This is a genomic window from Streptomyces sp. NPDC028368, from assembly GCF_055565615.1.
This window is the reverse complement of sequence record NZ_JBVHTY010000007.1, coordinates 144,280-165,662: the sequence shown is the minus strand read 5'-3', so window position 1 is coordinate 165,662 and position 21,383 is coordinate 144,280. Positions and strand designations below refer to the sequence as shown.

The 21,383-nt window shown below is 70.3% G+C and carries 20 protein-coding genes, 1 tRNA gene and 1 riboswitch; of the genes, 8 read left to right on the top strand and 13 right to left on the bottom strand.

The genetic code is table 11. The features are described 5' to 3' along the window. Nucleotides 1–24 precede the first annotated feature (24 nt). Together ACZ4S3_RS18155 and ACZ4S3_RS18150 are read left to right on the top strand one after the other, a co-directional pair. Nucleotides 25–1,563: an NADH-ubiquinone oxidoreductase-F iron-sulfur binding region domain-containing protein gene (locus tag ACZ4S3_RS18155; protein WP_467934694.1), complete on the top strand. Its 1,539-nt coding sequence runs from the start codon at nucleotides 25–27 to the stop codon at nucleotides 1,561–1,563. A gap of 121 nt (nucleotides 1,564–1,684) precedes the next feature. Beyond that, complete coding sequence (locus ACZ4S3_RS18150; RefSeq protein WP_467934689.1) at nucleotides 1,685–2,650, top strand: SCO0930 family lipoprotein; 966 nt, start codon at nucleotides 1,685–1,687, stop codon at nucleotides 2,648–2,650. Here ACZ4S3_RS18150 and ACZ4S3_RS18145 read toward each other — a convergent pair. From ACZ4S3_RS18145 to ACZ4S3_RS18135, 3 genes are all read right to left on the bottom strand, one after another. Continuing rightward, nucleotides 2,634–4,142, bottom strand: a complete 1,509-nt coding sequence (locus tag ACZ4S3_RS18145) for a sodium:solute symporter family protein (protein WP_467934686.1) — start codon at nucleotides 4,140–4,142, stop codon at nucleotides 2,634–2,636. The two genes, ACZ4S3_RS18150 and ACZ4S3_RS18145, sit on opposite strands and share 17 nt — an antisense overlap. Beyond that, nucleotides 4,139–4,318 (bottom strand): DUF3311 domain-containing protein, encoded by a 180-nt coding sequence (locus ACZ4S3_RS18140; RefSeq protein WP_467935558.1) that lies wholly within the window; start codon nucleotides 4,316–4,318, stop codon nucleotides 4,139–4,141. The genes ACZ4S3_RS18145 and ACZ4S3_RS18140 overlap by 4 nt, the downstream gene beginning before the upstream one ends. 524 nt (nucleotides 4,319–4,842) lie before the next feature. After that, nucleotides 4,843–6,180, bottom strand: coding sequence for a DUF445 domain-containing protein (locus ACZ4S3_RS18135; RefSeq protein WP_467934681.1), 1,338 nt, complete (start codon nucleotides 6,178–6,180; stop codon nucleotides 4,843–4,845). 248 nt (nucleotides 6,181–6,428) lie between these two features. Between ACZ4S3_RS18135 and ACZ4S3_RS18130 the strand changes: the two genes are divergently transcribed. Further along, on the top strand, nucleotides 6,429–7,739 hold the full coding sequence (locus tag ACZ4S3_RS18130; protein ID WP_467934679.1) for an SGNH/GDSL hydrolase family protein: 1,311 nt from the start codon (nucleotides 6,429–6,431) through the stop codon (nucleotides 7,737–7,739). 13 nt (nucleotides 7,740–7,752) lie between these two features. Here the strand turns inward: ACZ4S3_RS18130 and ACZ4S3_RS18125 are convergent, their stop codons facing one another. Genes ACZ4S3_RS18125 through ACZ4S3_RS18110 form a run of 4 tightly spaced genes read right to left on the bottom strand, consistent with a single transcriptional unit; the run spans nucleotide 7,753 to nucleotide 11,063 of the window. Next, nucleotides 7,753–8,430, bottom strand: coding sequence for a DUF1707 SHOCT-like domain-containing protein (locus ACZ4S3_RS18125; RefSeq protein WP_467934675.1), 678 nt, complete (start codon nucleotides 8,428–8,430; stop codon nucleotides 7,753–7,755). Nucleotides 8,431–8,439: 9 nt separating this feature from the next. Then, a complete protein-coding gene (locus ACZ4S3_RS18120; RefSeq protein WP_467934671.1) occupies nucleotides 8,440–9,432 on the bottom strand; it encodes an ABC transporter ATP-binding protein in 993 nt (330 codons plus the stop codon). 10 nt (nucleotides 9,433–9,442) lie between these two features. After that, nucleotides 9,443–10,207 (bottom strand): ABC transporter permease, encoded by a 765-nt coding sequence (locus ACZ4S3_RS18115; RefSeq protein WP_467935555.1) that lies wholly within the window; start codon nucleotides 10,205–10,207, stop codon nucleotides 9,443–9,445. A gap of 58 nt (nucleotides 10,208–10,265) precedes the next feature. After that, nucleotides 10,266–11,063, bottom strand: a complete 798-nt coding sequence (locus ACZ4S3_RS18110; RefSeq protein ID WP_467934667.1) for an ABC transporter permease — start codon at nucleotides 11,061–11,063, stop codon at nucleotides 10,266–10,268. A 297-nt stretch (nucleotides 11,064–11,360) separates the two neighbouring features. Between ACZ4S3_RS18110 and ACZ4S3_RS18105 the strand changes: the two genes are divergently transcribed. Continuing rightward, the gene (locus ACZ4S3_RS18105) at nucleotides 11,361–13,604 is read left to right on the top strand and encodes a transglycosylase domain-containing protein (protein WP_467934663.1); all 2,244 of its coding nucleotides are present in this window, start codon (nucleotides 11,361–11,363) and stop codon (nucleotides 13,602–13,604) included. A gap of 21 nt (nucleotides 13,605–13,625) precedes the next feature. On the opposite strand, the gene ACZ4S3_RS18100 is transcribed toward ACZ4S3_RS18105, so the two are convergent. From ACZ4S3_RS18100 to ACZ4S3_RS18090, 3 genes are all read right to left on the bottom strand, one after another. Then, the gene (locus tag ACZ4S3_RS18100) at nucleotides 13,626–13,946 is read right to left on the bottom strand and encodes a DMT family transporter (protein ID WP_467934660.1); all 321 of its coding nucleotides are present in this window, start codon (nucleotides 13,944–13,946) and stop codon (nucleotides 13,626–13,628) included. A 31-nt stretch (nucleotides 13,947–13,977) separates the two neighbouring features. Further along, nucleotides 13,978–14,036: riboswitch (guanidine-III (ykkC-III) riboswitch) on the bottom strand. A 90-nt stretch (nucleotides 14,037–14,126) separates the two neighbouring features. Next, nucleotides 14,127–14,492 (bottom strand): GroES family chaperonin, encoded by a 366-nt coding sequence (locus tag ACZ4S3_RS18095; protein ID WP_467934656.1) that lies wholly within the window; start codon nucleotides 14,490–14,492, stop codon nucleotides 14,127–14,129. Nucleotides 14,493–14,564: 72 nt separating this feature from the next. Next, the gene (locus ACZ4S3_RS18090; RefSeq protein ID WP_467934653.1) at nucleotides 14,565–14,885 is read right to left on the bottom strand and encodes a DUF3618 domain-containing protein; all 321 of its coding nucleotides are present in this window, start codon (nucleotides 14,883–14,885) and stop codon (nucleotides 14,565–14,567) included. A 236-nt stretch (nucleotides 14,886–15,121) separates the two neighbouring features. Here ACZ4S3_RS18090 and bcp point away from each other — a divergent pair, with 236 nt between their 5' ends. Next, entirely contained in the window at nucleotides 15,122–15,589 is a 468-nt protein-coding gene (bcp, locus tag ACZ4S3_RS18085) for a thioredoxin-dependent thiol peroxidase (RefSeq protein WP_467934649.1), read from the top strand. 51 nt (nucleotides 15,590–15,640) lie between these two features. Here the strand turns inward: bcp and ACZ4S3_RS18080 are convergent, their stop codons facing one another. Next, a complete protein-coding gene (locus ACZ4S3_RS18080) occupies nucleotides 15,641–16,900 on the bottom strand; it encodes a sensor histidine kinase (RefSeq protein WP_467934645.1) in 1,260 nt (419 codons plus the stop codon). Then, on the bottom strand, nucleotides 16,900–17,406 hold the full coding sequence (locus ACZ4S3_RS18075) for a hypothetical protein (protein ID WP_467934642.1): 507 nt from the start codon (nucleotides 17,404–17,406) through the stop codon (nucleotides 16,900–16,902). Before ACZ4S3_RS18075 ends, ACZ4S3_RS18080 begins: the two co-directional genes overlap by 1 nt. Before the next feature lie 497 nt (nucleotides 17,407–17,903). Here ACZ4S3_RS18075 and ACZ4S3_RS18070 point away from each other — a divergent pair, with 497 nt between their 5' ends. The 3 genes from ACZ4S3_RS18070 to ACZ4S3_RS18060 all read left to right on the top strand — a co-directional run bounded on the left by ACZ4S3_RS18070 (nucleotide 17,904) and on the right by ACZ4S3_RS18060 (nucleotide 20,649). Further along, nucleotides 17,904–19,439, top strand: a complete 1,536-nt coding sequence (locus ACZ4S3_RS18070; protein WP_467934640.1) for an MFS transporter — start codon at nucleotides 17,904–17,906, stop codon at nucleotides 19,437–19,439. 301 nt (nucleotides 19,440–19,740) lie between these two features. Beyond that, entirely contained in the window at nucleotides 19,741–20,556 is an 816-nt protein-coding gene (locus tag ACZ4S3_RS18065; RefSeq protein ID WP_467934636.1) for an HNH endonuclease signature motif containing protein, read from the top strand. An 11-nt stretch (nucleotides 20,557–20,567) separates the two neighbouring features. Further along, nucleotides 20,568–20,649 (top strand) — tRNA-Leu (locus tag ACZ4S3_RS18060). Between the two features lie 52 nt (nucleotides 20,650–20,701). On the opposite strand, the gene rdgB is transcribed toward ACZ4S3_RS18060, so the two are convergent. Beyond that, nucleotides 20,702–21,337: an RdgB/HAM1 family non-canonical purine NTP pyrophosphatase gene (gene rdgB / locus ACZ4S3_RS18055; RefSeq protein ID WP_467934632.1), complete on the bottom strand. Its 636-nt coding sequence runs from the start codon at nucleotides 21,335–21,337 to the stop codon at nucleotides 20,702–20,704. Nucleotides 21,338–21,383: the final 46 nt, after the last annotated feature.

Below are 21,383 nucleotides of genomic sequence, written 5' to 3'. Positions count from 1 at the left end.
AGAGCAGGAACTCAGGAGAACCCCATGACCGCCCCCGCTCCCACCCGCCCGCTGCCCGTCGTCCCCGCGGGCGCGCCCCTGCCGACGCTGGCGTCCCTGGGGCCGCCGCGACTGCTGGCCGGTCTCGACGAGGCGCCGCGCCTGGACCGGGTGGCGCATCTGGCCCGGCACGGCGGCCTGCCCCAGCTCGACTCGCAGGAGCTGGTGGCGCTGGCCGAGGACACCGATCTGCGCGGCCGCGGCGGCGCCGGCTTCCCCTTCGCCCGCAAGCTGACCGCCGTCCTGGACGGTATGCGGCGCTCCGACGGAAAGGCGGCGGTCGTCGTCAACGGCAGCGAGGGTGAGCCCAGTTGTCTCAAGGACACGGCGCTGCTGCTGCACGTACCGCATCTGGTGCTGGACGGCGCCCTGCTGGCGGCCGACGCCCTCGGCGCGCAGGAGGTCGCGGTCGGCGTGACCCGGCCCGATGTGGCGGACTCGGTGCAGCGCGCCATCGATGAACGCGGCCCGGTGCGCCCGGCGTTACGGGTCACCCTGCTCACGGAACGGTTCGTCACCGGCGAGGGGTCCGCCATGACGAACGGGCTGGGCGGCGGTCCCGGACTGCCCTCGGGCCGCAAGATCCGCTCCAGCGAACGCGGCCTCAACGGTGTCCCGACCCTGCTGTCCAACACCGAGACCTACGCCCAGCTCGCCGTGGCCGCCCGGCTCGGCGCGCTCGGCTACCGCACCACCGGGCTGCCCGCCGAGCCCGGCACGCTGATGCTCACCGTCGCCGGCAACCGTGTGGTGGAGGCCCCGTACGGCGTTCCGCTCTCCCGGGTCCTCGCGCTGTGCGGGCTGGACCAGGGGCAGGGCGTGCTGATCGGCGGCTACCACGGCACGTTCATCTCCCCGGCCGACGCGGAGACCGCGACCCTCTCCCGTGCCGCGCTGGCCGCCCATGACGCGGTCCTCGGCGCCGGGGCGGTGCTGCCGCTGCCGTACGACACCTGCCCGGCGGGCGAGACCGTACGGGTGGCGCGCTGGATGGCCGCCGAGTCGGCGGGGCAGTGCGGGCCGTGCGTACTGGGCCTGCCCGCCCTCGCCGACCAGCTCGACCGTGCCGTACGGGGCGGCGGGGACACCGCCCTTCACGCCGTGCGGGCCCGTATGCGGGCCGTGGAAAAGCGCGGCGCCTGCAGCCACCCGGACGGCACCTCGCGCTTCGTGGCCTCGGCTCTCGCCGCCTTCCCCGAGGAGTTCGAGCGCCATGCGCGGGGGTTCGGGTGCGGTCGCCCGGTGACCGGGGCCCTGCCGGTCACCGGGCACCAGCCGCCGCCGTCCCCCGAACCCACGCCGTCACGGACACCGGCACCGCCGCAGGAGCGGCTGCTGGTCGACTGGACGCTGTGCCGCGGCCACGGCCTGTGCGCCGATGTCGTCCCCGGCATCGTCAAGCTCGGCCAGGACGGCTATCCACAGGAGGCCAGCATGCCGATGCCGGCCCGGATGCGGCGCCGGGCACAGCTCGCGGTACGCCGCTGTCCGGCGCTGGCGCTGCGTGTCCAGAACGCCAACTGACCAGCCAGGAACGGCTTTTGTCATGCGGGAGAAAATTTCCCGCCCGCTGAACGCGGCACCACCCACGCCGCGTATCCCCCCTCACAACAGCACGAGCAACGCCACCGACAGAGGAGAGACCGTGACCATCACCCGACGTCGTGCAGGACTCGCGGCCACCGCGCTCGCCACCCTGGCGCTCACCGCCGCCTGCGGCAGCAGCGGCAACCAGAGCGCCGGCACCCCCACCACCGACACCGTCCAGCCCGCGGGCCAGGGCACCAGCGACTACAGCTACGGCTCCTCCGGGGGCAGCCAGGGCGACGACGGCTACGGCGGACAGGCGGGCGGCGACGACGGCAAGGCGACGAAGGAGGGCCCGAGCGCCGGCAAGCTCGCGCTGTGGCAGTCGCCGTCACTGGGCCCCGTCGTCACCGACTCCAAGGGCATGACGCTCTACCGCTTCGACAACGACACCGCGAAACCGCCCAAGTCCAACTGCTCGGGCTCCTGCGCCACCACCTGGCCGCCGGTCCCCGCCGACGGCTCGAGCGCCCCCGCGGGCATCGCCAAGAGCGCGCTGGGCTCGGTCACCCGCGCCGACGGCACCAAGCAGCTCACCATCGGCGGCTGGCCCGCCTACCGGTACATCAAGGACACCAAGGCCGGGGACACCAAGGGCCAGGGCGTCGGCGGCACGTGGAACGCGCTGGCCGCCGACGGCAAGAAGGCCGGCGCCCAGCAGCCCGGCGACGTCTCGGTGTTCAACCAGCCCGACCTCGGCCAGATCCTCGTCAACGGCAAGGGCATGACCCTCTACCGCTTCAACAAGGACAGCGCCTGGCCGATGAAGTTCGGCTGCAACGACGCCTGCCTGGACACCTGGAAGCCCGCCAAGCCCGCCGACCGCTCCAAGCTCGCCGGAATCACCCCCAAGCTGATCTCCACCGTCACCCGCCCCGACGGCACCCGGCAGCTGGCCGTCGACTGCTGGCCGGTCTACTGGTTCACCGGCGACAAGGAGCCCGGGGACATCAACGGCCAGGGCAAGATGGGCCTGTGGTTCGCGGTCTCCAAGGACGGCAAGAAGATCACGACAACGCCCTGACCTGACCGGCCTCCTCCCGCGGGAACTCGTCGTCCAGCGCCAGCACCTCGGCATCCGGCCGCTCGTCCCTCTCCCCCGGCCCCAGCCAGGTGACCAGCAGCGCCACCGCCACATTCACCGCGAGCCCGACAATCCCCGCGTTCATCCCCCAGAGCGGGTCGTGCTCGGTGAACACCAGCACACAGACCAGCGTGAAGCCCGCCACCAGGCCGCTCACCGCGGCGTGCACCGTCAGCCGCCGCCACACCAGCCCCAGCAGCAGCATCGGTACCAGCTGCGCCATGCCCTCGTACGAAATCAAGGACAGCCGGACGAGGGTGGTGGGGGCCAGATAGGTGAGCAGGAGGGCGAGCGATCCGGCGGCCACCACGACCAGCTGGGAGGACAGCTTCTGGTGGTTCGCCAGCCGCGGGATCGCGCCCAGCACACTCCTCCCCCACATCGTGCCGATGACCAGCATGAACACGGCCATCGGCACGATGGAGGAGAGGGCGGCGGCCACCCCGATCACGCCCACCGCCCAGGCCGGGAGGGAGTCCACGACGAGCTTGAACAGCGCGAGGTTGGAGTCCGCGCCGACCAGCCCCGGCACCACGAACAGCGCAGCCAGGCCCAGCAGCATCGGCACGTACAACAGCACGTTGTAGAAGGGGAGATACATGGCGTTGCGGCGCAGCACGTCGGCGTTGCGGGCGCCGAGGTAGCCGGCCACGGTCGTCGGGAAGATGACCACGGTAAGGGAGTTGACGACGGTGGTGGTGATGAACCAGACCTGGCCGAGGCCGCCGGACGCGTGTCCGGGGAAGGTCAGCCACTGCGGCTTCTCGGCGACGATGCGGTGCAGGAAGGGGCCGTAGCCGTCGAAGTAGTGCAGCGGTACGTAGATGGCCAGGAAGCCGAGGGTGGCGATGACCAGGATGTCCTTCAGTACGGACACCCAGGCGCTGCCGCGCAGGCCGCTGATCACGACGAAGGCGGTGGTGACGGCGAAGGCTATGAAGTAGGCCCAGTTGAGGCTGATGGCGCCGTAGGAGATGGTGGAGACGACCACGCCCATACCGGTGATCTGCAGCTGGATGTACGGCAGCAGACAGACGGTGGCGAGGATGGCGACGGCGGCGCCGAGCCAGGGGCGGCCGTAGCGGTGGGCGACCATGTCGGTGATGCCGACGAGGCCGTGCCGGCGGGCGTAGGCCCACAGCATCGGGCCGACGACGTAGCCGATCGCATAGCCGCAGGACATATAGGCCAGGACGTAGAGAACCGGGGCGCCGAAGTTGTAGCCCCAGCCGGCCGCGCCGAGATAGCTGAAGCTCGTATAACTCTCGCCGGCCATCAGCACCCAGATGAAGACGGTGCCGAGGCTGCGGCCGCCCACCGACCACTCGGTCAGCCCTCCGCCGGAGCCGCGCCCGCGCACCGCGAGCAGGCCGAGGACGACGGTGAACACCATGAAGACGCCGAAGACGGAGGTTGCCACTGTGGCGTTCATGAACGCCCCCGCCCGAGCCCGCGCTTGAGGTCACCGCGACGCGCCAGCCACACCGACACCGGAGTGGCCAGCGTCGCCACCAGCATCCAGAAGAAGAGGAACGGCAGCCCGAGGACGGTCGGCGTCACCCGGTTCACCAGCGGCAGCACCGCCAGGAACAACACATACGGCAGCAGCAGCCACAACCTGTTCGCTGCGCTTGGCCCATTCGCTGCGCTTGGCCTCTTCGCTGCGCTTGGCCTGCGCCCCACGTTTTCGGCTTTCCCGCCGTCGGACTGTTTTCGCACGTCGGCCGAGCCTAGTCGCTGCGCTTGGCCTTGGCCCCACGTTGTTGGCCGTCCCGCCGTGGTGGTTTCGCGCCGTTGCGCCTGCGGCGGGCGTGGTTTTGTCGGGTGCGGTGCCACACCTCCGGACTCCGTCCTGCGGCGCGGCCCCTCCCACGGGTGGGTGGAAAAGACGGGCCGGTGCGGGCGCGCGTTGAGGGTTTGTTGCACCTGTGATCCACAGGGCACAGCTGACCACTGACGTGCACTCCCACCGGCCTTTCTTTTTCCCACCCTCTACGGGGAGGGGGCGGGCCGTAGCGGCGGAGCCGTGTAGGGCCGGTCCCGCAGCCGAACAGCCCCGCGCAGCGGCACCAGCCCGCCGCAGGCGCCACGGTGAGAAACCACCACGGCGGGAAAGACAAAAACGTGGGGCGTCAGCCGAGCGCCAGCGACACGGCATAGATGGCCAGCCCCGCCAGCGCGCCGACGACCGTGCCGTTGATGCGGATGAACTGCAGGTCACGGCCGATGTGGGCCTCGATCTTCTTCGAGGTGTGTTCGGCGTCCCAGCCGGCGATGGTGTCGGTGATCAGGGAGGTGATCTCGCCCTGATACGTCGTCACCACATAGACGGCCGCGCCCTCCAGCCAGCCGTCCACCTTGCCCTGCAGTCGTCCGTCGGAGGCCATCCGCCCGCCCAGGGACAGCAGCGATGCCCGTACCCGCAGGCGCAGCTGGCTGCGTTCGTCCTCGGCGGCGGCCACGATCATGGCGCGGACGGAACCCCAGGCCGAGGCGATCAGGTCCTGTACCTCGCCGCGGCCCAGCACCTCGGACTTGAGGCGTTCCACCTTGGCCCGGGTTTCCGGGTCGCTCTGCAGATCGGCCGCGAAGTCGGTCAGGAAGCGGTCGACCGCGCCGCGGGCCGGATGGCCGGGCATGTCGCGCATCTCGGTGACGAAGCGGAGCAGCTCCTTGTAGACGCGGTCGCCCACCTTGCGGTCGACGAAGCGCGGGGTCCAGCCGGGGGCGCCGCCGGAGACCGCCTCCATGACGGAGTCGCCGTGTTCGACCAGCCAGTCGTGGGCGCGGGCGCAGACCAGGTCCACCACCCGCCGGTGGCCGCCCTCGGCGACGATCTTCTCCAGCATGGTGCCGATGCCGGGCGCGATCTCCTGGGCGTCCGCGCGCCGGGTGATCGCCTCGCCGACGACCGCCTGGACATCGGAGTCGCGCAGTACGGTCAGCGCGCCGCGCAGCGCAGTGGAGAGCTCGGCGGTGACGCGGTCGGCGTTCTTGGGTTCGGCGAGCCAGCCGCCGAGGCGCCGGCCGATGCCGACGGAGCGCAGCCGGCTGCGGACGACTTCGCCGGAGAGGAAGTTCTCGCCGACGAAATCACCCAGACTCCGCCCCAGTTGATCCTTTTTGGTAGGAATGATGGCGGTGTGTGGGATCGGCAGGCCCATCGGCCGCTTGAACAGGGCGGTGACCGCGAACCAGTCGGCCAGCGCACCGACCATGCCGGCTTCAGCCGCCGCGGCGACAAAGCCGGTCCAGCCGCCCGCCCCGGAGGACTGCGCCCATTTCGCCAGGACATAGATCAGCGCCACGGACAGCAGCAGGCCGGTGGCCAGCGTCTTCATCCGTCGTACGCCGCGCCGCTTCTCCGCGTCGGCGGCGCTGTAGCCGAACCCGGCCGGCGGCGCGGCGCGGCCCGCCGGTGCCGGCGCGGGGTCCGGCCTCGCCGCCGTATCCGCCTTCGTACGTTCCATGCGCTCCACCGTTCCCACCGTGCCCCCACCATCCTTACGCCGTATGTCCCACTGTGACCTACTCCCGGAACGAACCACGAGTTCCCCGCGTCTACGTCATGAGGGGCATCGCCAGGGCGCCGGGCGGTGTCCCGGAGGTCCGTGGGATCATGCAGAAACGATCGGACCGCAACGGTGCCGCTGATCACTCGCTGCCCTTTGCCCGCCCGGAGCGCCGCGCTCCGCTTGCCCCAGGAGACCCCTCCCGCATGAACAAAGGTGTGGGTTACGCCCTGCTCGCCGGTCTGGCGGCAGTGGTGGTGCTGATCTCGACCGCCATATTCGTCGGCTTCGGCGGCGACCACGGCGGCCTGGGCAGCGACCCGCACAAGCCCCGCAATCCTGCGTCGCCTGCGGTCTCCGGGCAGTGGGTCGGCACCTGGTCGGCGGCGGCCGCGGCCGCCGAGCCCGGCACCCTGGACGGCTACGCGGGGATGTCCATACGCAATGTCGTGCACACCAGCGTCGGCGGCTCCGGTGCCCGGATCCAGCTCTCCAACCTCTACGGCACCCGGCCGCTGATCGTCAGCCACGCCTCGCTGGCGGTGGCCAGCGCCCCCAGCAACCCGACGGCCGCGGCCGGCACCATGCGGCGGCTGGCCTTCGGCGGCAGGCCCGCGGTGACCATCCCGGCGGGCGGGGCGGTCACCAGCGACCCGGTCCGGCTCAAGGTCCCGGCCAACGCCGACCTCCTGGTCACCACCTACTCCCCCTCCCCCTCGGGCCCGGCCACCTACCACCCCTACGCCCGCCAGACCTCCTACCTGGCGCGCGGCGACCGGGCCGAGGACGCCACCGGCGCCGCCTATACGGAGCAGAGCCCGTACTGGCGTTATCTGACCGGCGTGGACGTGTGGAGCACCGAGGCGCAGGGCACGGTCGTGGCCATCGGCGACTCCATCACGGACGGGATCACCTCGACGGCGGGCGCCAACCACCGCTGGACGGACTTCCTCGCCGAGCGGCTGCGCGACGAGCCCGGCGCGCCCCACTACGGCGTCCTGAACCAGGGCATCAGCGGCAACCGCCTGCTGGTCAACGGCAGCCGCTTCTCGCCCAACAACGGGCCCAGTGTCCTGACCCGTCTGGACCGCGATGCGCTCTCGCGTACCGGGGTGAAGGCGGTGGTGGTCGAGATAGGGCTGAACGACCTGTTCAAGTCGCCGCGGCAGTGGGATCCGCAGAAGATCGTCGCGGGCATGCGAGCGGTCGTACGCGAGGCGCACGCCCGCGGGCTGCGCGTCACCGGCTCCACCCTGACGCCGTTCGGGGGACACCGCGGCTACTCCACGCGGATGAACCAGGTACGCGAACAGGTCAACCGCATCATCCGGTCCGGCGCGGTCTACGACGAGGTCGTGGACTGGGACAAGACGCTGCGGGATCCGGCGGCGCCGGTGCGGCTGCGGCCCGTCTACGACTCCGGTGACCATCTGCACCCGAGCGACGAGGGCTTCCGGGCGATGGCCCATGCGCTGGACCTGAACCGGCTCAAGCGGTCGGCGCCCGCCCAGCTCTGAAGGCCCGGCGCCCTCAGCTCAGCTCCTTGCGCGGCCGCTCCCCGAGCTCCTTGAGCCGCTGCCGCTCGGCCTTGGTGTGCTTGCGCTCCACGCCGACGCCGCCCATCAGCGCCAGACCCTTGACGATCACTCGGGGCGCCCCCGGCTCACCCGGCAGCCCGTCCTCCCGTGAGTCGAAACCGCCCATGATGCCCAGGCCGCGGACGTCGATCTCGACGCCCGGCGGCACCACGATGTTCACCCCGCCCATCAGCGCCCATACGCTGATGACGACCTCGGGCCCGGCGAAGTTCGCCTCGCGCAGATCGATCTCGCCGCCGCCCATGCAGCACCAGGCGTGAAAACGGCGCCCGATCGTCCAGCGCCCCTTGCGCTGGAAGCCGCCCATGACGGCGACGCCCACCGAGGAGCCGTCCGTATGGTTCACGATCCGCTCGGACCAGGCCGCCGCCTCGGCGTCGTCCTTGCGTAGCGACAGCGGGGCACCGGCGGGCCGCGCCGTCGCGACGGCCGGCAGATCCGCGGTGAGCGGCGCCAACTCCCCATACGTCCGAGCCGCGTACGCCGCATCGAGCCGCTCCTCGAACTCTTCCATGACAAGCCGTCCCTCGGCGACGGCGTCCCGCAGGATCTCGGCCACCCGCTCCCGGTCACTGTCGGCGGCACGCAACTCGGGGAGTTTGTCAGTCATACGAACAGATTACGGGGCGGCGACCCGATCGGGGTGTCTTCCGTCACCCGCGTACAGCTTCGCGATCACATCCTCGATGTCCGGCTCCCGCACCGACAGATCCACCAGCGGATAGCGCTCGGCGACCGCCGCGACCAGCGGCGCCGCGCTCTGCGCCGCCGGGAACGCCAGCCACTGCCGGGGCCCCTCCACCTTGACCGTACGGGCCCCGGGCACCCCCTCGATCGGCGGCAGTTCCCGCGCCAGGTCCACCACCAGCGTGCGCTCGCCGTCCCCGGCCGCACGCAGCCCGTCCAGGGCGCCGTCGTAGACCAGGCGGCCATGGTCGATGACCATCACCCGGCGGCACAGCTGCTCGATGTCGGTCAGGTCGTGGGTGGTGAGCAGGACGGTGGTGCCGCGCTCGGCGTTCACCTCGCGCAGGAACTCGCGCACCTTCGCCTTGCTGATCACATCGAGGCCGATGGTCGGCTCGTCCAGGTAGAGCACCTCGGGGTCGTGCAGCAGCGCCGCCGCGATATCGCCGCGCATCCGCTGCCCCAGCGACAGCTGACGCACCGGTACATCCAGCAGCGGGCCCAGGTCGAGCAGTTCGGCACAGCGGTCGAAGGTGGCGCGGTAGGTGGCGTCCGGGACCCGGTACATGCGCCGGACCAGTTCGTAGGAGTCCTTCAGCGGCAGGTCCCACCACAGGGTGGTGCGCTGGCCGAAGACCACGCCGATCCGGCGGGCGAGGTGGGTCCGCTCGCGCGCGGGGTCGATGCCGGCGACCCGCAGCCGGCCGCCGCTGGGCACCAGAATGCCCGTCAGCATCTTGATCGTGGTGGACTTCCCGGCGCCGTTGGGCCCGATGTAGCCGACCATCTCGCCGCGCGGCACCTGGAAGCTGATGCCGTCCACGGCCCGCACCTCGTGCCGGACCCTGCGCAGCCGGCCCGCCTTGCGCCGTACCGAGAAGACCTTCTCGACGCCGTCCACCTCGATGAGTTGCTCCGCCGTCATACGCCTCTCCTCAGCTCCCCGTGCTCCGGTACGCGCGCAGCCCGAGCCGCCACGCCAGCCCCGCGCCCGCGCACATCAGCGCGGCCACCGCAGGACCCAGGAAGTCCACCCAGCCCGGCAGCCCCAGCGGATCGGGGCGGCCCAGCAGGCGCAGCGCGGGCAGCCAGTTCACAAAGGCCAGCGGAATGATGAAGGTGACGCCGCGCACCAGGTCCTTGGCGAAGACCGTCGGCGGGTACTGGAGCAGCGCGTTGCCGCCGTAGGTGAAGGAGTTCTGCACCTCGGCCGCGTCCTGCGCCCAGAACTGGAAGGCCGCGCCGGCCGTGAACACCGCCGCGAAGATGGCCGCGCCGCACACCGCCATCAGCGGCACCAGCAGCACCCGGCCCACCGTCCAGTGAACGTCCAGCCGGGTCATCGACCAGCCCAGCACCAGCAGCGCCTGGCTGATCCGGCCCAGCCGGCGCAGCGCGAAGCGGTCGGCGGCGACCTGCGCGAAGACCGGTACGGGGCGCAGCAGCAGGATGTCCAGGGTGCCGTCGCGCACCCGCCGGCCGAGCCGCTCCATGCTGCCGAACAGCAGATCCGCCAGGCCCAGCGAGGTGCTGGACGTGCCGTAGAGAAAGGCGACTTCGGGCAGCGAGAAGCCGCCCAGGACGTCGGTCTGGGCGAACATCAGCACGATGGCGACGAAGTCCAGGCCGCTGGCGGCGAAGTTGCCGGCCGCCATCATCACGAACGACGCCCGGTAGGCGAGGGCGGAGCGGATCCACATCTGCGCGATCAGGCCGTAGGCGCGCAGGCCGTGCGCCGTCCGCTCGGCAAAAGCCCCGTCAGCCACCGTGCACCACCACCTTGCGGGTGGCGGCCGCCTGCACCAGCCGGCCCAGCGCCAGCAGCGCCGCACCCCACACCGCCTGGAAGACCAGTCCCCGCAGCAGCGGTACGCCGGTCCGCGTGCCGATCAGCACATCGGCCGGCACCTGAAGGATGGCCGCCCACGGCAGCAGCTGTGCGAGGCCGGCGAGGTCGCCGGGGAAGGCCCGCAGCGGCAGCACCATGCCCGAGAAGAACATGCAGGCCAGGCCGCTGATCAGGGCCAGGCCCGAGCCGTCGAGCAGCCAGAAGGACGCCAGCGCGACGAGATAGCGCAGCGCGAAGCTGACCACCACGCCGAGCGCCACCGAGAGCAGGAAACACGCCCAGGTCAACGCATCGCGGGGCAGGGCGAGTTCGAAGAACGTCGCGCCCACCGCCATCGGCACCGCCCCGCGCGCGGTCAGCTGCAGCGCGGCCCGCCCCAGATCCGCGGCCAGCCACCACAGCTGGAGATCGGCGGGCCGGTAGAGGTCCACCGCGATATCGCCGCTGCGGATCCGCTCCTGCAGCTCCTCCAGGCCGCCGCCCACCATCAGCGCCGAGGCCGCCAGCAGCGCCTGCGTGATCCAGACGTACGTCAGCGCCTGCGCCTGGTCGTAGCCGCCCAGATGGGGGCGCTCGGTCCACAGGGCGATATAGGTGGAGGCGATGATGAAGCCGAAGACGGTGTTGGTGAAGACGCCCGCCGCGGTGGCGATCCGATAGGTCGCGTACCGGCGGAAGCTGCCGGCCGCGACGGCCGTGTACCACACCTCCGCGTTCCCCCAGCCTCTTGTCATCGGGCGGCAAAGCACTGGAGCCTAGTAGGGCGAACGGGGACCGCACCATCGGTTTATCGCCGGTTCGGGTGAGTCCGGGGCGCCATTCGGCCGGTCGCGGGGCGGTCACAGGTGTGCGACACCCCTGGTGGCCGGGACGCATGATGCGAGAGTTCTCCAACAAGGGCTTATCGGGCGAGCACACCTTTTCGGGCGCCGCGCGATTCCCTGACATCACACCGATCCCGCCGCAGCACAACCTTCGACGGCCGCCGAGGAGTCCATACAGTCATGAGCGACGATCGGGAAGGCGGGTCAACCGCCCAGGGCACCACGTCGCGCCCCCGGCGTACCGGCTGGCGCCGCGTCATCCCCACCTGGCGCATGGTGCTCGCCACCGTGGTGCTGTTACTGCTGGTGATCGTGGGCGGCCTGGTGGCCGGATATCTGCTTGTCGACATCCCGCCCGCCAACAGTGCCGCCCAGGCGCAGAGCAATGTCTACCTCTACTCCGACGGCACCTTCCTGGCCCGCGACGGCGACGTCAACCGCGAGAACGTCACGCTCAACCAGATCCCCAAGTCCACCCAGCAGGCCGTACTGGCCGCCGAGGACCGCGACTTCTACTCCGAGTCCGCCGTCGATCCCGCCGCCATGGTCCGCGCCGCCTGGAACACCCTCACCGGCAAGGGCAAGCAGTCCGGCTCCACCATCACCCAGCAGTACGTCAAGAACTACTACCTCGGCCAGGAACAGACCATCACCCGCAAGGCCAAGGAGTTCTTCATCGCCATCAAGCTGGACCGCGAGGAGACCAAGGACCAGATCCTGGAGGGCTACCTCAACTCCAGCTACTACGGCCGCAACGCCTACGGCATCCAGGCCGCCGCCCAGGCCTACTACGGCAAGAACTCCGAACAGCTCACCATCCCCCAGGGCGCCTACCTCGCCACCCTCCTCAACGCCCCCAGCGCATACGACATCACCGCCCACCCCGAGAACAAGCACCGGGCGATGGCACGCTGGAACTACGTCCTGGACGGCATGGTCAAGAAGAAGTGGCTCGGCCGGGCCGAGCGCGCCGCCATGAAATTCCCCGAGCCCGGCCCCGTCAAGGCCTCCGCCGGGCTCTCCGGCCAGCGCGGCTATCTCGTCGAAGCGGTCAAGGACTACCTGACCGGCAACAAAATCCTCGACGAGGACACCCTGCGGGCCGGCGGCTACCGCATCACCACCACCATCGGCAAGGGCCGCCAGAACGCCTTCGTCGAGGCGGTCGACACCCGCCTGATGGGCCAGCTCGACCGCTCCCGCGAGGTCGACACCTATGTCCGGGCGGGCGGCGCCTCCATCGACCCCGCCACCGGCCGGGTCGTCGCCATGTACGGCGGCATCGACTACGCCAAGCAGTACGTCAACAGCGCCACCCGCCGCGACTACCAGGTCGGCTCCACCTTCAAGCCGATCGTCTTCGCCTCCGCCGTACAGAACCGCTCCGTCACCCAGGACGGCGAGCCGATCACCCCCGACACGCTCTACGACAGCACCAACAGACGCATGACCGTCAACCACGGCTCCCCCACCGGTTTCGCCCCGGCCAACGAGGACGACCGCTCCTACGGCCCGATCACCGTCTCCGAGGCCACCGACAATTCCGTCAACGCCGTCTACGCCCAGATGGGCATCGACGTCGGCCCCAGCAGGGTCAAGCGCACCGCCATCGACCTGGGCATCCCCCCGGACACCCCCAGTCTCTCCTCGTCCCAGGGCGCCATCTCGCTCGGCACCGCCACCCCCAGCGTGCTGGAGATGACCCAGGTGTACGCGGGCTTCGCCCACCACGGCAGACAACGCCCCTACACCCTCGTCGACAAGGTCTCCAAGAGCGGCGAGGACCTCCCGCTGCCCGAACGCGCCGAGCACACCGCCATCGACCGCAGCGCCGCCGACACCACCACCTCGATCCTGCGCAGCGTCGTCGACGGCGGCACCGGTACCGCCGCCCAGGCCGCCGGACGCCCGGCGGCCGGCAAGACCGGCACCGCGGAGAAGGACAAGGCCGCCTGGTTCGCCGGCTACACCCCCGAACTCGCCACCGTGGTCGCCGTCCTGGGCCAGAACCCGGAAAGCGCCGCGCAGGAACCGCTGTACGGGGCGGCGGGGCTGCCGCGCATCAACGGCGGCGGCTTCCCCGCCCAGATCTGGGCCGACTACACCGCAGCCGCACTGGAAGGCCGGCCGGTCACCGACTTCGACCTCCGGACGGAAGAGGGCGTCGGATCCCCGCCGCCCGGACCGGACACCAGCGCCCCCGCGCCCCCCACCGAGTCCGCCCCACCGACCGGCAGCGAACCGACCGCACCCCCCACCGAGTCCGCTCCGCCGACCGGCGCCCCCACCACGCCGACCGCCGAACCGCCCACCCCCACCTTCCCCACCGAGACACCGCCCACCGACGAGCCCACGGAGGAATTCCCGACCGTGGGCCCGGAAGGGGCGGACACCAGAGGGCGGCAGGGGTGGTGGGACGACTGACGGCGATTCCCGGTACCCGGGTCAGTGACCCGACGTCGCCTTGAGCCCCACCACCGCCACGATCAGCAGGCAGACGAAGAAGATCCGGGCCGCGGTCGCCGGCTCCCCGAGCACGGTCATGCCCACCACCGCCGCACCGGCCGCGCCGATGCCCACCCACACGCCATAGGCCGTACCGATCGGCAGCGTCCGGGCCGCGGACGAGAGCAGCAGCATGCTGACGACGATCCCCGCGCCGGTGAACACACTGGGCCACAGCCGGGTGAAACCCTCGGTGAACTTCATCCCGATCGACCAGCCGACCTCCAGCAGACCGGCGACGACCAGCAGAATCCATGCCATGACGGCACCTCCGTGAAAACGCTTCAACAGGGGTGCGTCGTCTTGTCGTGACCCGGTACGGCGCGTCTCGTCGGGTACTCACGAGGCTAGCAAGCGGCAGACAGACGGCAGACAGAACGGGCGGTGACCTCGGTCACCGCCCGCCAGGGACGACAAAAGCTACAGATACAGCCGCATCAGCTACAGATACAGCCCCGTCGAATCCTCCGCACCCTCCAGCCGCTCCGCGGCCACCGCATGCAGATCGCGCTCCCGCATCAGCACGTACGCCACGCCCCGCACCTCGACCTCGGCGCGGTCCTCCGGGTCGTACAGCACCCGGTCCCCCACCTCGACGGTCCGCACGTTCTGGCCGACCGCGACCACCTCGGCCCAGGCCAGGCGGCGGCCGACCGCCGCGGTCGCCGGAATGACGATGCCCCCGGTCGAGCGCCGCTCGCCCTCGGGGATGTCCGTCCGGACCAGCACACGGTCGTGCAGCATCCGGATCGGCAGCTTGTCGTGGGTGTCCTTGGTGTTATTCGGGCTCACGGCATGACCGTACATGCCCGGCGCGGCACCCCGCGTCGTGGTGGGCCGGGGCGGGAGCCAAGGTCGGTTACGGTCGGTGAAGACACATCAGCCGCGGCGCCGCCTCGCGCTCAGCGCCAGCAGACCCACCAGCGCCACACCGATCACGGCCACCGGAACGATCCGCTCCAGCCGCGGCACCCCGTCCTCCGACACCATCTGAGCACGCACATCCGACACCGCACGCTGCGCGGCCACATACGCCCGCCCCGCCGTCCGGTCCACCGCCGCCGCGGTCGCCGCCTTCGCATCGCCGATGATCGTCTTCGGGTGCAGCCGCACACCGATCTCGTCGAGCGTCACGGCGAGCTCCTGCCGCCTGCGGGCGATGTCCGCCTCGATCTGCGCAGGGGTCCTGGCTTCCGACACCGCGCTGCCTCCGTCGTCTCGGGCCGATGCGTACGAGGACGGGACAAGCCCCCGTACGGAACCGGCCGCCTTGATCCATGCCGATTTGTGATGGACAGTCTGTCAGCTCACACCCGCCCGCGCCCCACAGCACCCCCGTTTCGGGCAGCCGCGGCGCCCGCGCAGCCGTACCCCGGCCCGGCTGGCTAGTGTCGGGACGTACGCATCCCCGTATCAGTGCCCGTAGAAGGAGAGTCATGAGCGAGCGACTGCAGACCGGCGACACCGCACCCGCCTTCACCCTGCCCGACGCGGACGGCAAGCAGATCTCGCTCGCCGACCACAAGGGCCGCAAGGTCATCGTCTACTTCTACCCCGCCGCCCTGACCCCCGGCTGCACCAAGCAGGCCTGCGACTTCACCGACAACCTCGACTTCCTCGCCGGCCACGGCTACGACGTCATCGGCATCTCCCCCGACAAGCCGGAGAAGCTCGCCAAGTTCCGCGAGAAGGAAGACCTCAAGGTCACCCTGCTCGGCGACCCCGACAAGACGGTCCTTACGGCCTACGGCGCCTTCGGCGAGAAGAAGCTCTACGGCAAGACCGTCACCGGCGTCATCCGCTCCACCGTCATCCTCGACGAGGACGGCAAGGTCGAGCGCGCCCTCTACAACGTCAAGGCCACCGGCCACGTCGCCAAGATCATCAAGGATCTCGGGCTCTGATCCGACCGGCCCGGACTCCCGGACCTCCCGGCCGCCCCCATCACTCCCTGATCAGGCGCCCGGCACGGTAACCGCCCGGTCCGGCAGCTCCAGCACGGCCTCGGCGCCGCCCTCCGCGGCGGCGCCGAAGTCCAGCCGCGCCCCCAGCACCTCCGCCTGGCCCGCCGCGATCGTCAGCCCCAGACCGTGCCCGGTCCCCCGCTCCGGCGCCGCCGTACGGAACCGCCGCGGGCCCTCCGCGCACAACTCCGCCGGATACCCCGGACCGTGATCCCGCACCACGATCCGCGTACCCCGCACCACCACCTCGATCGGCGGCTTCCCGTGCTTGGCCGCGTTCGCCAGCAGATTCACCAGCACCCGCTCCACCCGCCGCCGGTCCGTCTCCACGATCACCGGCTCCCCCTCAACGGACACCGACACCTCGTCCACCCCCCGCTGACGCGCCGCCCGCCGGACGATCCCACGCACCAGCGACGGCAGCTCACAGGCATCCAGATCCGCCCGCTCCACCCCCGCATCCAGCCGCGAAACCTCCAGCAGATCCTCCACCAGCCGCCGCATCGCCTGCGCCCGGTCCTGCACCATCTCCACCGCCCGCGGCTGCGGCAACAGCTCCGCCGCCGCCACCAGCCCGGCCACCGGCGTCCGCAGCTCATGCGCCACATCCGCGGTGAACTCCCGCTCCGCCTGCGCCTGGGCCGCCAGCGACGTCGCCATGTGATGCACACTGCGGCCCAGCTCGGCCACCTCGTCCCGGCCCTTACTGGCCAGCGCATTCGCATCCGGCGCCGCACCCGCCGCGATCCGCCGCGCCGCCGCCGCACTCAACCGCAGCCGCCGCGACAGCCGCTGCGCCACGAACCACGACACCACCGCCATCAACGTGACCGTGCCGAACCCCGCGATCAGCAGCGCCCGGTCCAGCGCCACCTGCGCCGGATCGTCGTCCGGATACGCCGCCTGCACCGACAACGACCGCTGCGGCCGGCCTCCACCGCCGTCACCGACGCCGGTCGCCGCCCACACCCGCGGATCCTCCCCACCGCTGACATAGGTGCCCGACCGGTTCTTGAACACCGCCTCCCGCAACGGCGACGGCAACGTCACATCGTCCAGCTGCGCGCCCAGCACCAGCTTGCGGTCCCGCTCGTAGATCTGCAGCGCCGAACTCAACCGGTCGTCCTGATACGCCCGCGCCGACCGCTCCCGCTCCGCGTCCGCTATGTGATGCACGGCGAACCCGAGCACCACCACGGCCAGCGCCGTCACACAAGAAATGGCCAGGGCGATCCGGCCTCGAATGCCCATCACGCGAGGTTGTACATCTCCGTCGTGTCACCGAGCGGCGTCGAGCCCTCGTACGTCACCTCGAGCCCCGTAAAGGCCCGCGCACCATCGATCGTCTTCACGCCGTACAGCCGGAACGTCGCCGGAAACCCCGAATCCGCCCCCGCCCCCGCGGCCGTCTTCTCCACCTGCACCACACCGGTGCCCTCCGCCTCCCGCGCGCCATAGCGGTCCCAGGTGATCGCGGTGGCCACCATCCCCGCATCCGCACACGCCAGCGTGATCACATGCGGCTTGACCGCCGCCTGGCCGACCCCGCAGTCCCGCACCCCCGGCAGGCCGCCCATCCCCTGGGCGTCCTCCTTCACGTCCTGCACCGCCGCCGTCTTCGGCGCCGCATCCACCGCCGACGCGCGGTCCGCCGCCTGGCTGAACCACACCCCGCCGGCCGCCAGCGCCGTCACCACGACAAACGTCGCCAGAGCGGTACGCCCACGGGCCCAGCGGGACCCCGCGCGGTCGGTCATCACGTTCTCCTCCCGGGACTCACGCCCCGTACCCCCACCAGCAGACAGGCGGCGCGCCCGCATCACCCGCACAGGCCCCGAACGGGCTCCGGCGGCCCCGACGAAAAGCGCCACACGCTACAAAAGAGCGGTTTCACGGCCGCCACGTTCCCCTCTGTCCCACACAACCTGATTGCTTGAACACGGCAGTAATGACGCAACCGTGTACCAGTCCTGTAACAGACCCGCCGATCCCTGGCACACGGACTCCGTCCCATGACGGCCACGCCGCCCTGTGACCGCCGCACTCGGCCCATGACCGCCATGCCCGCCCCGCGAACACCACGCCCGCCCCGTGAGCACCACGCCACCCCGTGAACACCCGCGCGCCCTACGTGACCTGCCTCGCGAATTTCGGCCAGAGTGGTTTGATCCGCGCTCCACTGCGCAGGCGCACCTGTCGTATCTGTCGTATACCCACCGCGCATCACGCGCCGACCGACCGAGAGGACCGCCTCGTGGCCCACGGGAGCACCGCAGCAGAACAGCCGTTTGAGGACAGAGAGGCGCTCCGGCGCCACCGCGTCCTCTTCCGCGCCGTCGCCCGGCGCAGGAATCCCAAGCTGCGGCGCACCGACATCACCATCACCGACGAGAAGGTGGTGAAGCGGGCCGTGAAGGCGGCCGCCCTCGGAAACGCCATGGAATGGTTCGACTTCGGGATCTACAGCTATCTCGCGGTCACCATCGGCCAGGTCTTCTTCCCCGGCGGCAGCGACACGACGAGCCTCCTCTCCTCCTTCGCGACCTTCGCCGTGGCCTTTCTCGTACGGCCTCTCGGCGGCGCCTACTTCGGCCCGCTCGGCGACCGCGTCGGCCGCAAGAAAGTCCTCGCCCTCACCATGATCATGATGGCGCTGGGCACCCTCTGCATCGGCCTGATCCCCTCCTACGCCACCATCGGCTTCTGGTCCCCCACCCTCCTCATCCTCTTCCGCCTCGTCCAGGGATTCTCCACGGGCGGCGAATACGGCGGCGCCTCCACCTTCATCGCCGAATACGCCCCCGACAAAAAGCGCGGCTATTTCGGCAGCTTCCTGGAGATGGGCACCCTCATCGGCTACACCGGCGCGGCCGGCATCGTGCTGATCCTCAACACCACCCTGGGCTCCGACGCCATGCTCCACTGGGGCTGGCGCATTCCGTTCCTGATCGCCGGCCCCCTGGGCCTGGTCGGCCTCTACCTCCGGATCAAGCTCGACGAGACCCCCGCATTCCAGAAACTGGAAGCCTCCCAGACACACTCCGCAACGGGATCCGTCGTCGAGGCGGAATCGGAATTCTCCCACCTCTCCGAAAACGCCCCGAAAAAGAAGCTGGGCGAAATCTTCGCCCAGCAGTGGCCCACGCTCATTCTCTGTATCGCCCTGGTCGGTGCCTACAACATCACCGACTACATGCTGCTCTCCTATATGCCGACGTATCTGACGGACACCCTCCACTACGAGGAGTCCCACGGGCTGCTGATCCTCCTCGGCACCATGATCGTCCTGATGTGCATCATCAGCAGCATCGGCAAACTCAACGACCACTACGGCCGCAAGCCTCTGCTGATGACCGGCATGCTCGGCTTCTTCATCACCGCCATCCCCGCCTTCCTCCTGGTCAAGCAGGGCAGCATGGCCGCGGTCATCGGCGGCATGGCACTCCTGGGCCTCTCCCTGGTCTGCCTGCTGGGCACCATGTCCGCCGCCCTCCCCGCCCTCTTCCCCACCAACGTCCGCTACGGCTCCCTCTCCATCGGCTACAACCTCGCCGTATCCCTCTTCGGCGGCACCACCCCCCTGGTGATCACCGCCCTGATGGACGTCTCCGACAAGAACGTCATGGTCCCCGCCTACTACACAATGGGCGCCGCCCTGGTAGGCGTCATCGCCGTGGCCTGCATGAAGGAAACCGCCCAGCAGCCCCTGGAAGGCTCGCCCCCTTCGGTCGCCACCAAGGAAGAGGCGGTGGAACTGATCGAGGCCCAGACACCGGAACCGCGGTTCTGAGAAACGGCTGTGACTGATGGGGCCTTGGGGTTTCGCACCCCGAGGCCCCTTTCCGTTTCTTCGCCCCTCACGCAATCGGCCGCCCGTTCGATCGTTGTTCAGTTCGGGAGCACACGGGGGCGGACCCGGTGCGCGGAACGGGGAAACGGGGGAACCATGCCGGTCAAGTACACCCGCGAGCAGCTCACGGAAGCGGCGCGCGCCTCGTCGTCGTACGACGGTGTGGTGCGGTATCGACACCAGCCACTTCACGCGGCGGAGTCCGTGGCGCAAATATCCCGACGAGGCAATCGCCAGGGCCGTGGCGTCATCGACCACACTGCGCGAGGTCGCGCGGAAGCTGGGCGCGACACCAGCCACGGGGACGCTCTCGCACATCCGGCGGCGCATCGCCACGGCCGGGATCGACACGAGCCACATTCCGGGTCTGAACCGCTCAGGACCGGAACTCTTCTGGGCACCAGAGGAGCTACGCGCAGCCGCCGCATCGGCGACGAGCGTCCGGGCCGTGGCTCGCGCACTTGGCGCTCCTGACGATGGCCGTACCCGCGCCGCGCTACGTCGCCTGCTCGCAGAACTCAACGTGGACACCAGTCACTTCACCCACGCGCGGAGATCACTGCCCGAAGGTCGGCTTCGTGAGGCAGTGGCGACCGCGTCCAGCTATGCCGATGTCATGCGTTCGCTCAACCTGCCCGAGAACGATGCAAGCCATCGCCGCATTCAACGCAAGATCGCAGAACTCCGCCTGGATGTAACCCATTTCACGCGAAAGTCACGACGCGCCATCCAGCCCCAGCGCGCCAAGCCCAGCGCGCGACAGGTGCTTATCGTGCGCCCTGAAGGTTCGACACGCATCAACCGCGATCGGTTGCATCGCGCGCTCAGCGAGGTCGGCGTCCCATACACCTGCTCCTTCTGGGGCAATCCCGGCGAATGGCGCGGCCGGCCCATCACGTTGCAGATCGACCACATCAGCGGCAACTGGCTCGACAACCGAGCGGAGAACCTGCGATACCTCTGCCCCAATTGCCACGCCCTCACCGCTACCTGGTGCAAGCGCAGAAAGACACCGACCGTCGAACCGCCTGAGCGAAGCTCCACCAGACAGGAGTAGGATTTTCGTGCGCGCGAGTGCCGGAACTGGTAGACGGGACGGCTTTAGGTGCCGGTGTCTTCGGACGTGGGGGTTCGACTCCCCCCTCGCGCACCCCTCGGCCGTGGTCCCTCTCGGGGCCACGGCCGATGTGCATTCGCAGATCTCAGCCCAACAACTCCCGCACCACCGGCACCAACGCCCGGAACGCCTTCCCCCGGTGGCTGATCGTGTTCTTCTCGTCCGGGGTCAGTTCGGCGCAGGTTCGGGTGTCGCCGAGGGGCTGGAGGATGGGGTCGTAGCCGAAGCCGCCGGTGCCCGAGGGGGTGTGGCGGAGGGTTCCCTCGAGTGTGCCCTCGACGACGCGCTCGGTGCCGTCGGGGAGGGCGAGGGCCGCGGCGCAGGCGAAGTGGGCGGCGCGGTGGTCGTCGGCGATGTCGGAGAGCTGGGCCAGGAGGAGAGAGAGGTTGGCCCGGTCGTCGCCGTGGGTGCCGGCCCAGCGGGCGGAGAAGATGCCCGGGGTGCCGCCGAGCACGTCGACGCAGAGGCCGGAGTCGTCGGCGACGGCCGGGTGGCCGGTGGCCTGGGCGAGGGCGTGGGCCTTGAGGAGGGCGTTCTCGGCGAAGGTGACGCCGGTTTCCTTGACGTCGGGGACGTCGGGGTAGGCGTCGGCCCCGACAAGGTCGACGTCGAGGTCGGCGGCTTCCAGGATGGCCCGGAGCTCGGTGATCTTGCCTGCGTTGCGGGTGGCGAGGATGAGGCGGGTGCGGGATGCGCGGTGCCCGCCGGTTTGTGGCTGCATGGGGAGTGATTATCCCAAGGCGCGGGGGTGGATATCCCCGGGGCGG

Bases quoted from the DNA above. Each gene is read 5' to 3' on its own strand.
- ACZ4S3_RS18130 (WP_467934679.1), top strand. From the start codon at position 6,429: ATGAACAAAGGTGTGGGTTACGCCCTGCTCGCCGGTCTGGCGGCAGTG.
- ACZ4S3_RS18145 (WP_467934686.1), bottom strand. From the start codon at position 4,142: ATGAACGCCACAGTGGCAACCTCCGTCTTCGGCGTCTTCATGGTGTTC.
- ACZ4S3_RS18120 (WP_467934671.1), bottom strand. From the start codon at position 9,432: ATGACGGCGGAGCAACTCATCGAGGTGGACGGCGTCGAGAAGGTCTTC.
- ACZ4S3_RS18135 (WP_467934681.1), bottom strand. From the start codon at position 6,180: ATGGAACGTACGAAGGCGGATACGGCGGCGAGGCCGGACCCCGCGCCG.
- ACZ4S3_RS18115 (WP_467935555.1), bottom strand. From the start codon at position 10,207: ATGTGGATCCGCTCCGCCCTCGCCTACCGGGCGTCGTTCGTGATGATG.
- ACZ4S3_RS18080 (WP_467934645.1), bottom strand. From the start codon at position 16,900: ATGGGCATTCGAGGCCGGATCGCCCTGGCCATTTCTTGTGTGACGGCG.
- ACZ4S3_RS18105 (WP_467934663.1), top strand. From the start codon at position 11,361: ATGAGCGACGATCGGGAAGGCGGGTCAACCGCCCAGGGCACCACGTCG.
- ACZ4S3_RS18155 (WP_467934694.1), top strand. From the start codon at position 25: ATGACCGCCCCCGCTCCCACCCGCCCGCTGCCCGTCGTCCCCGCGGGC.
- ACZ4S3_RS18095 (WP_467934656.1), bottom strand. From the start codon at position 14,492: ATGTACGGTCATGCCGTGAGCCCGAATAACACCAAGGACACCCACGAC.
- rdgB (WP_467934632.1), bottom strand. From the start codon at position 21,337: ATGCAGCCACAAACCGGCGGGCACCGCGCATCCCGCACCCGCCTCATC.
- bcp (WP_467934649.1), top strand. From the start codon at position 15,122: ATGAGCGAGCGACTGCAGACCGGCGACACCGCACCCGCCTTCACCCTG.
- ACZ4S3_RS18125 (WP_467934675.1), bottom strand. From the start codon at position 8,430: ATGACTGACAAACTCCCCGAGTTGCGTGCCGCCGACAGTGACCGGGAG.
- ACZ4S3_RS18100 (WP_467934660.1), bottom strand. From the start codon at position 13,946: ATGGCATGGATTCTGCTGGTCGTCGCCGGTCTGCTGGAGGTCGGCTGG.
- ACZ4S3_RS18075 (WP_467934642.1), bottom strand. From the start codon at position 17,406: ATGACCGACCGCGCGGGGTCCCGCTGGGCCCGTGGGCGTACCGCTCTG.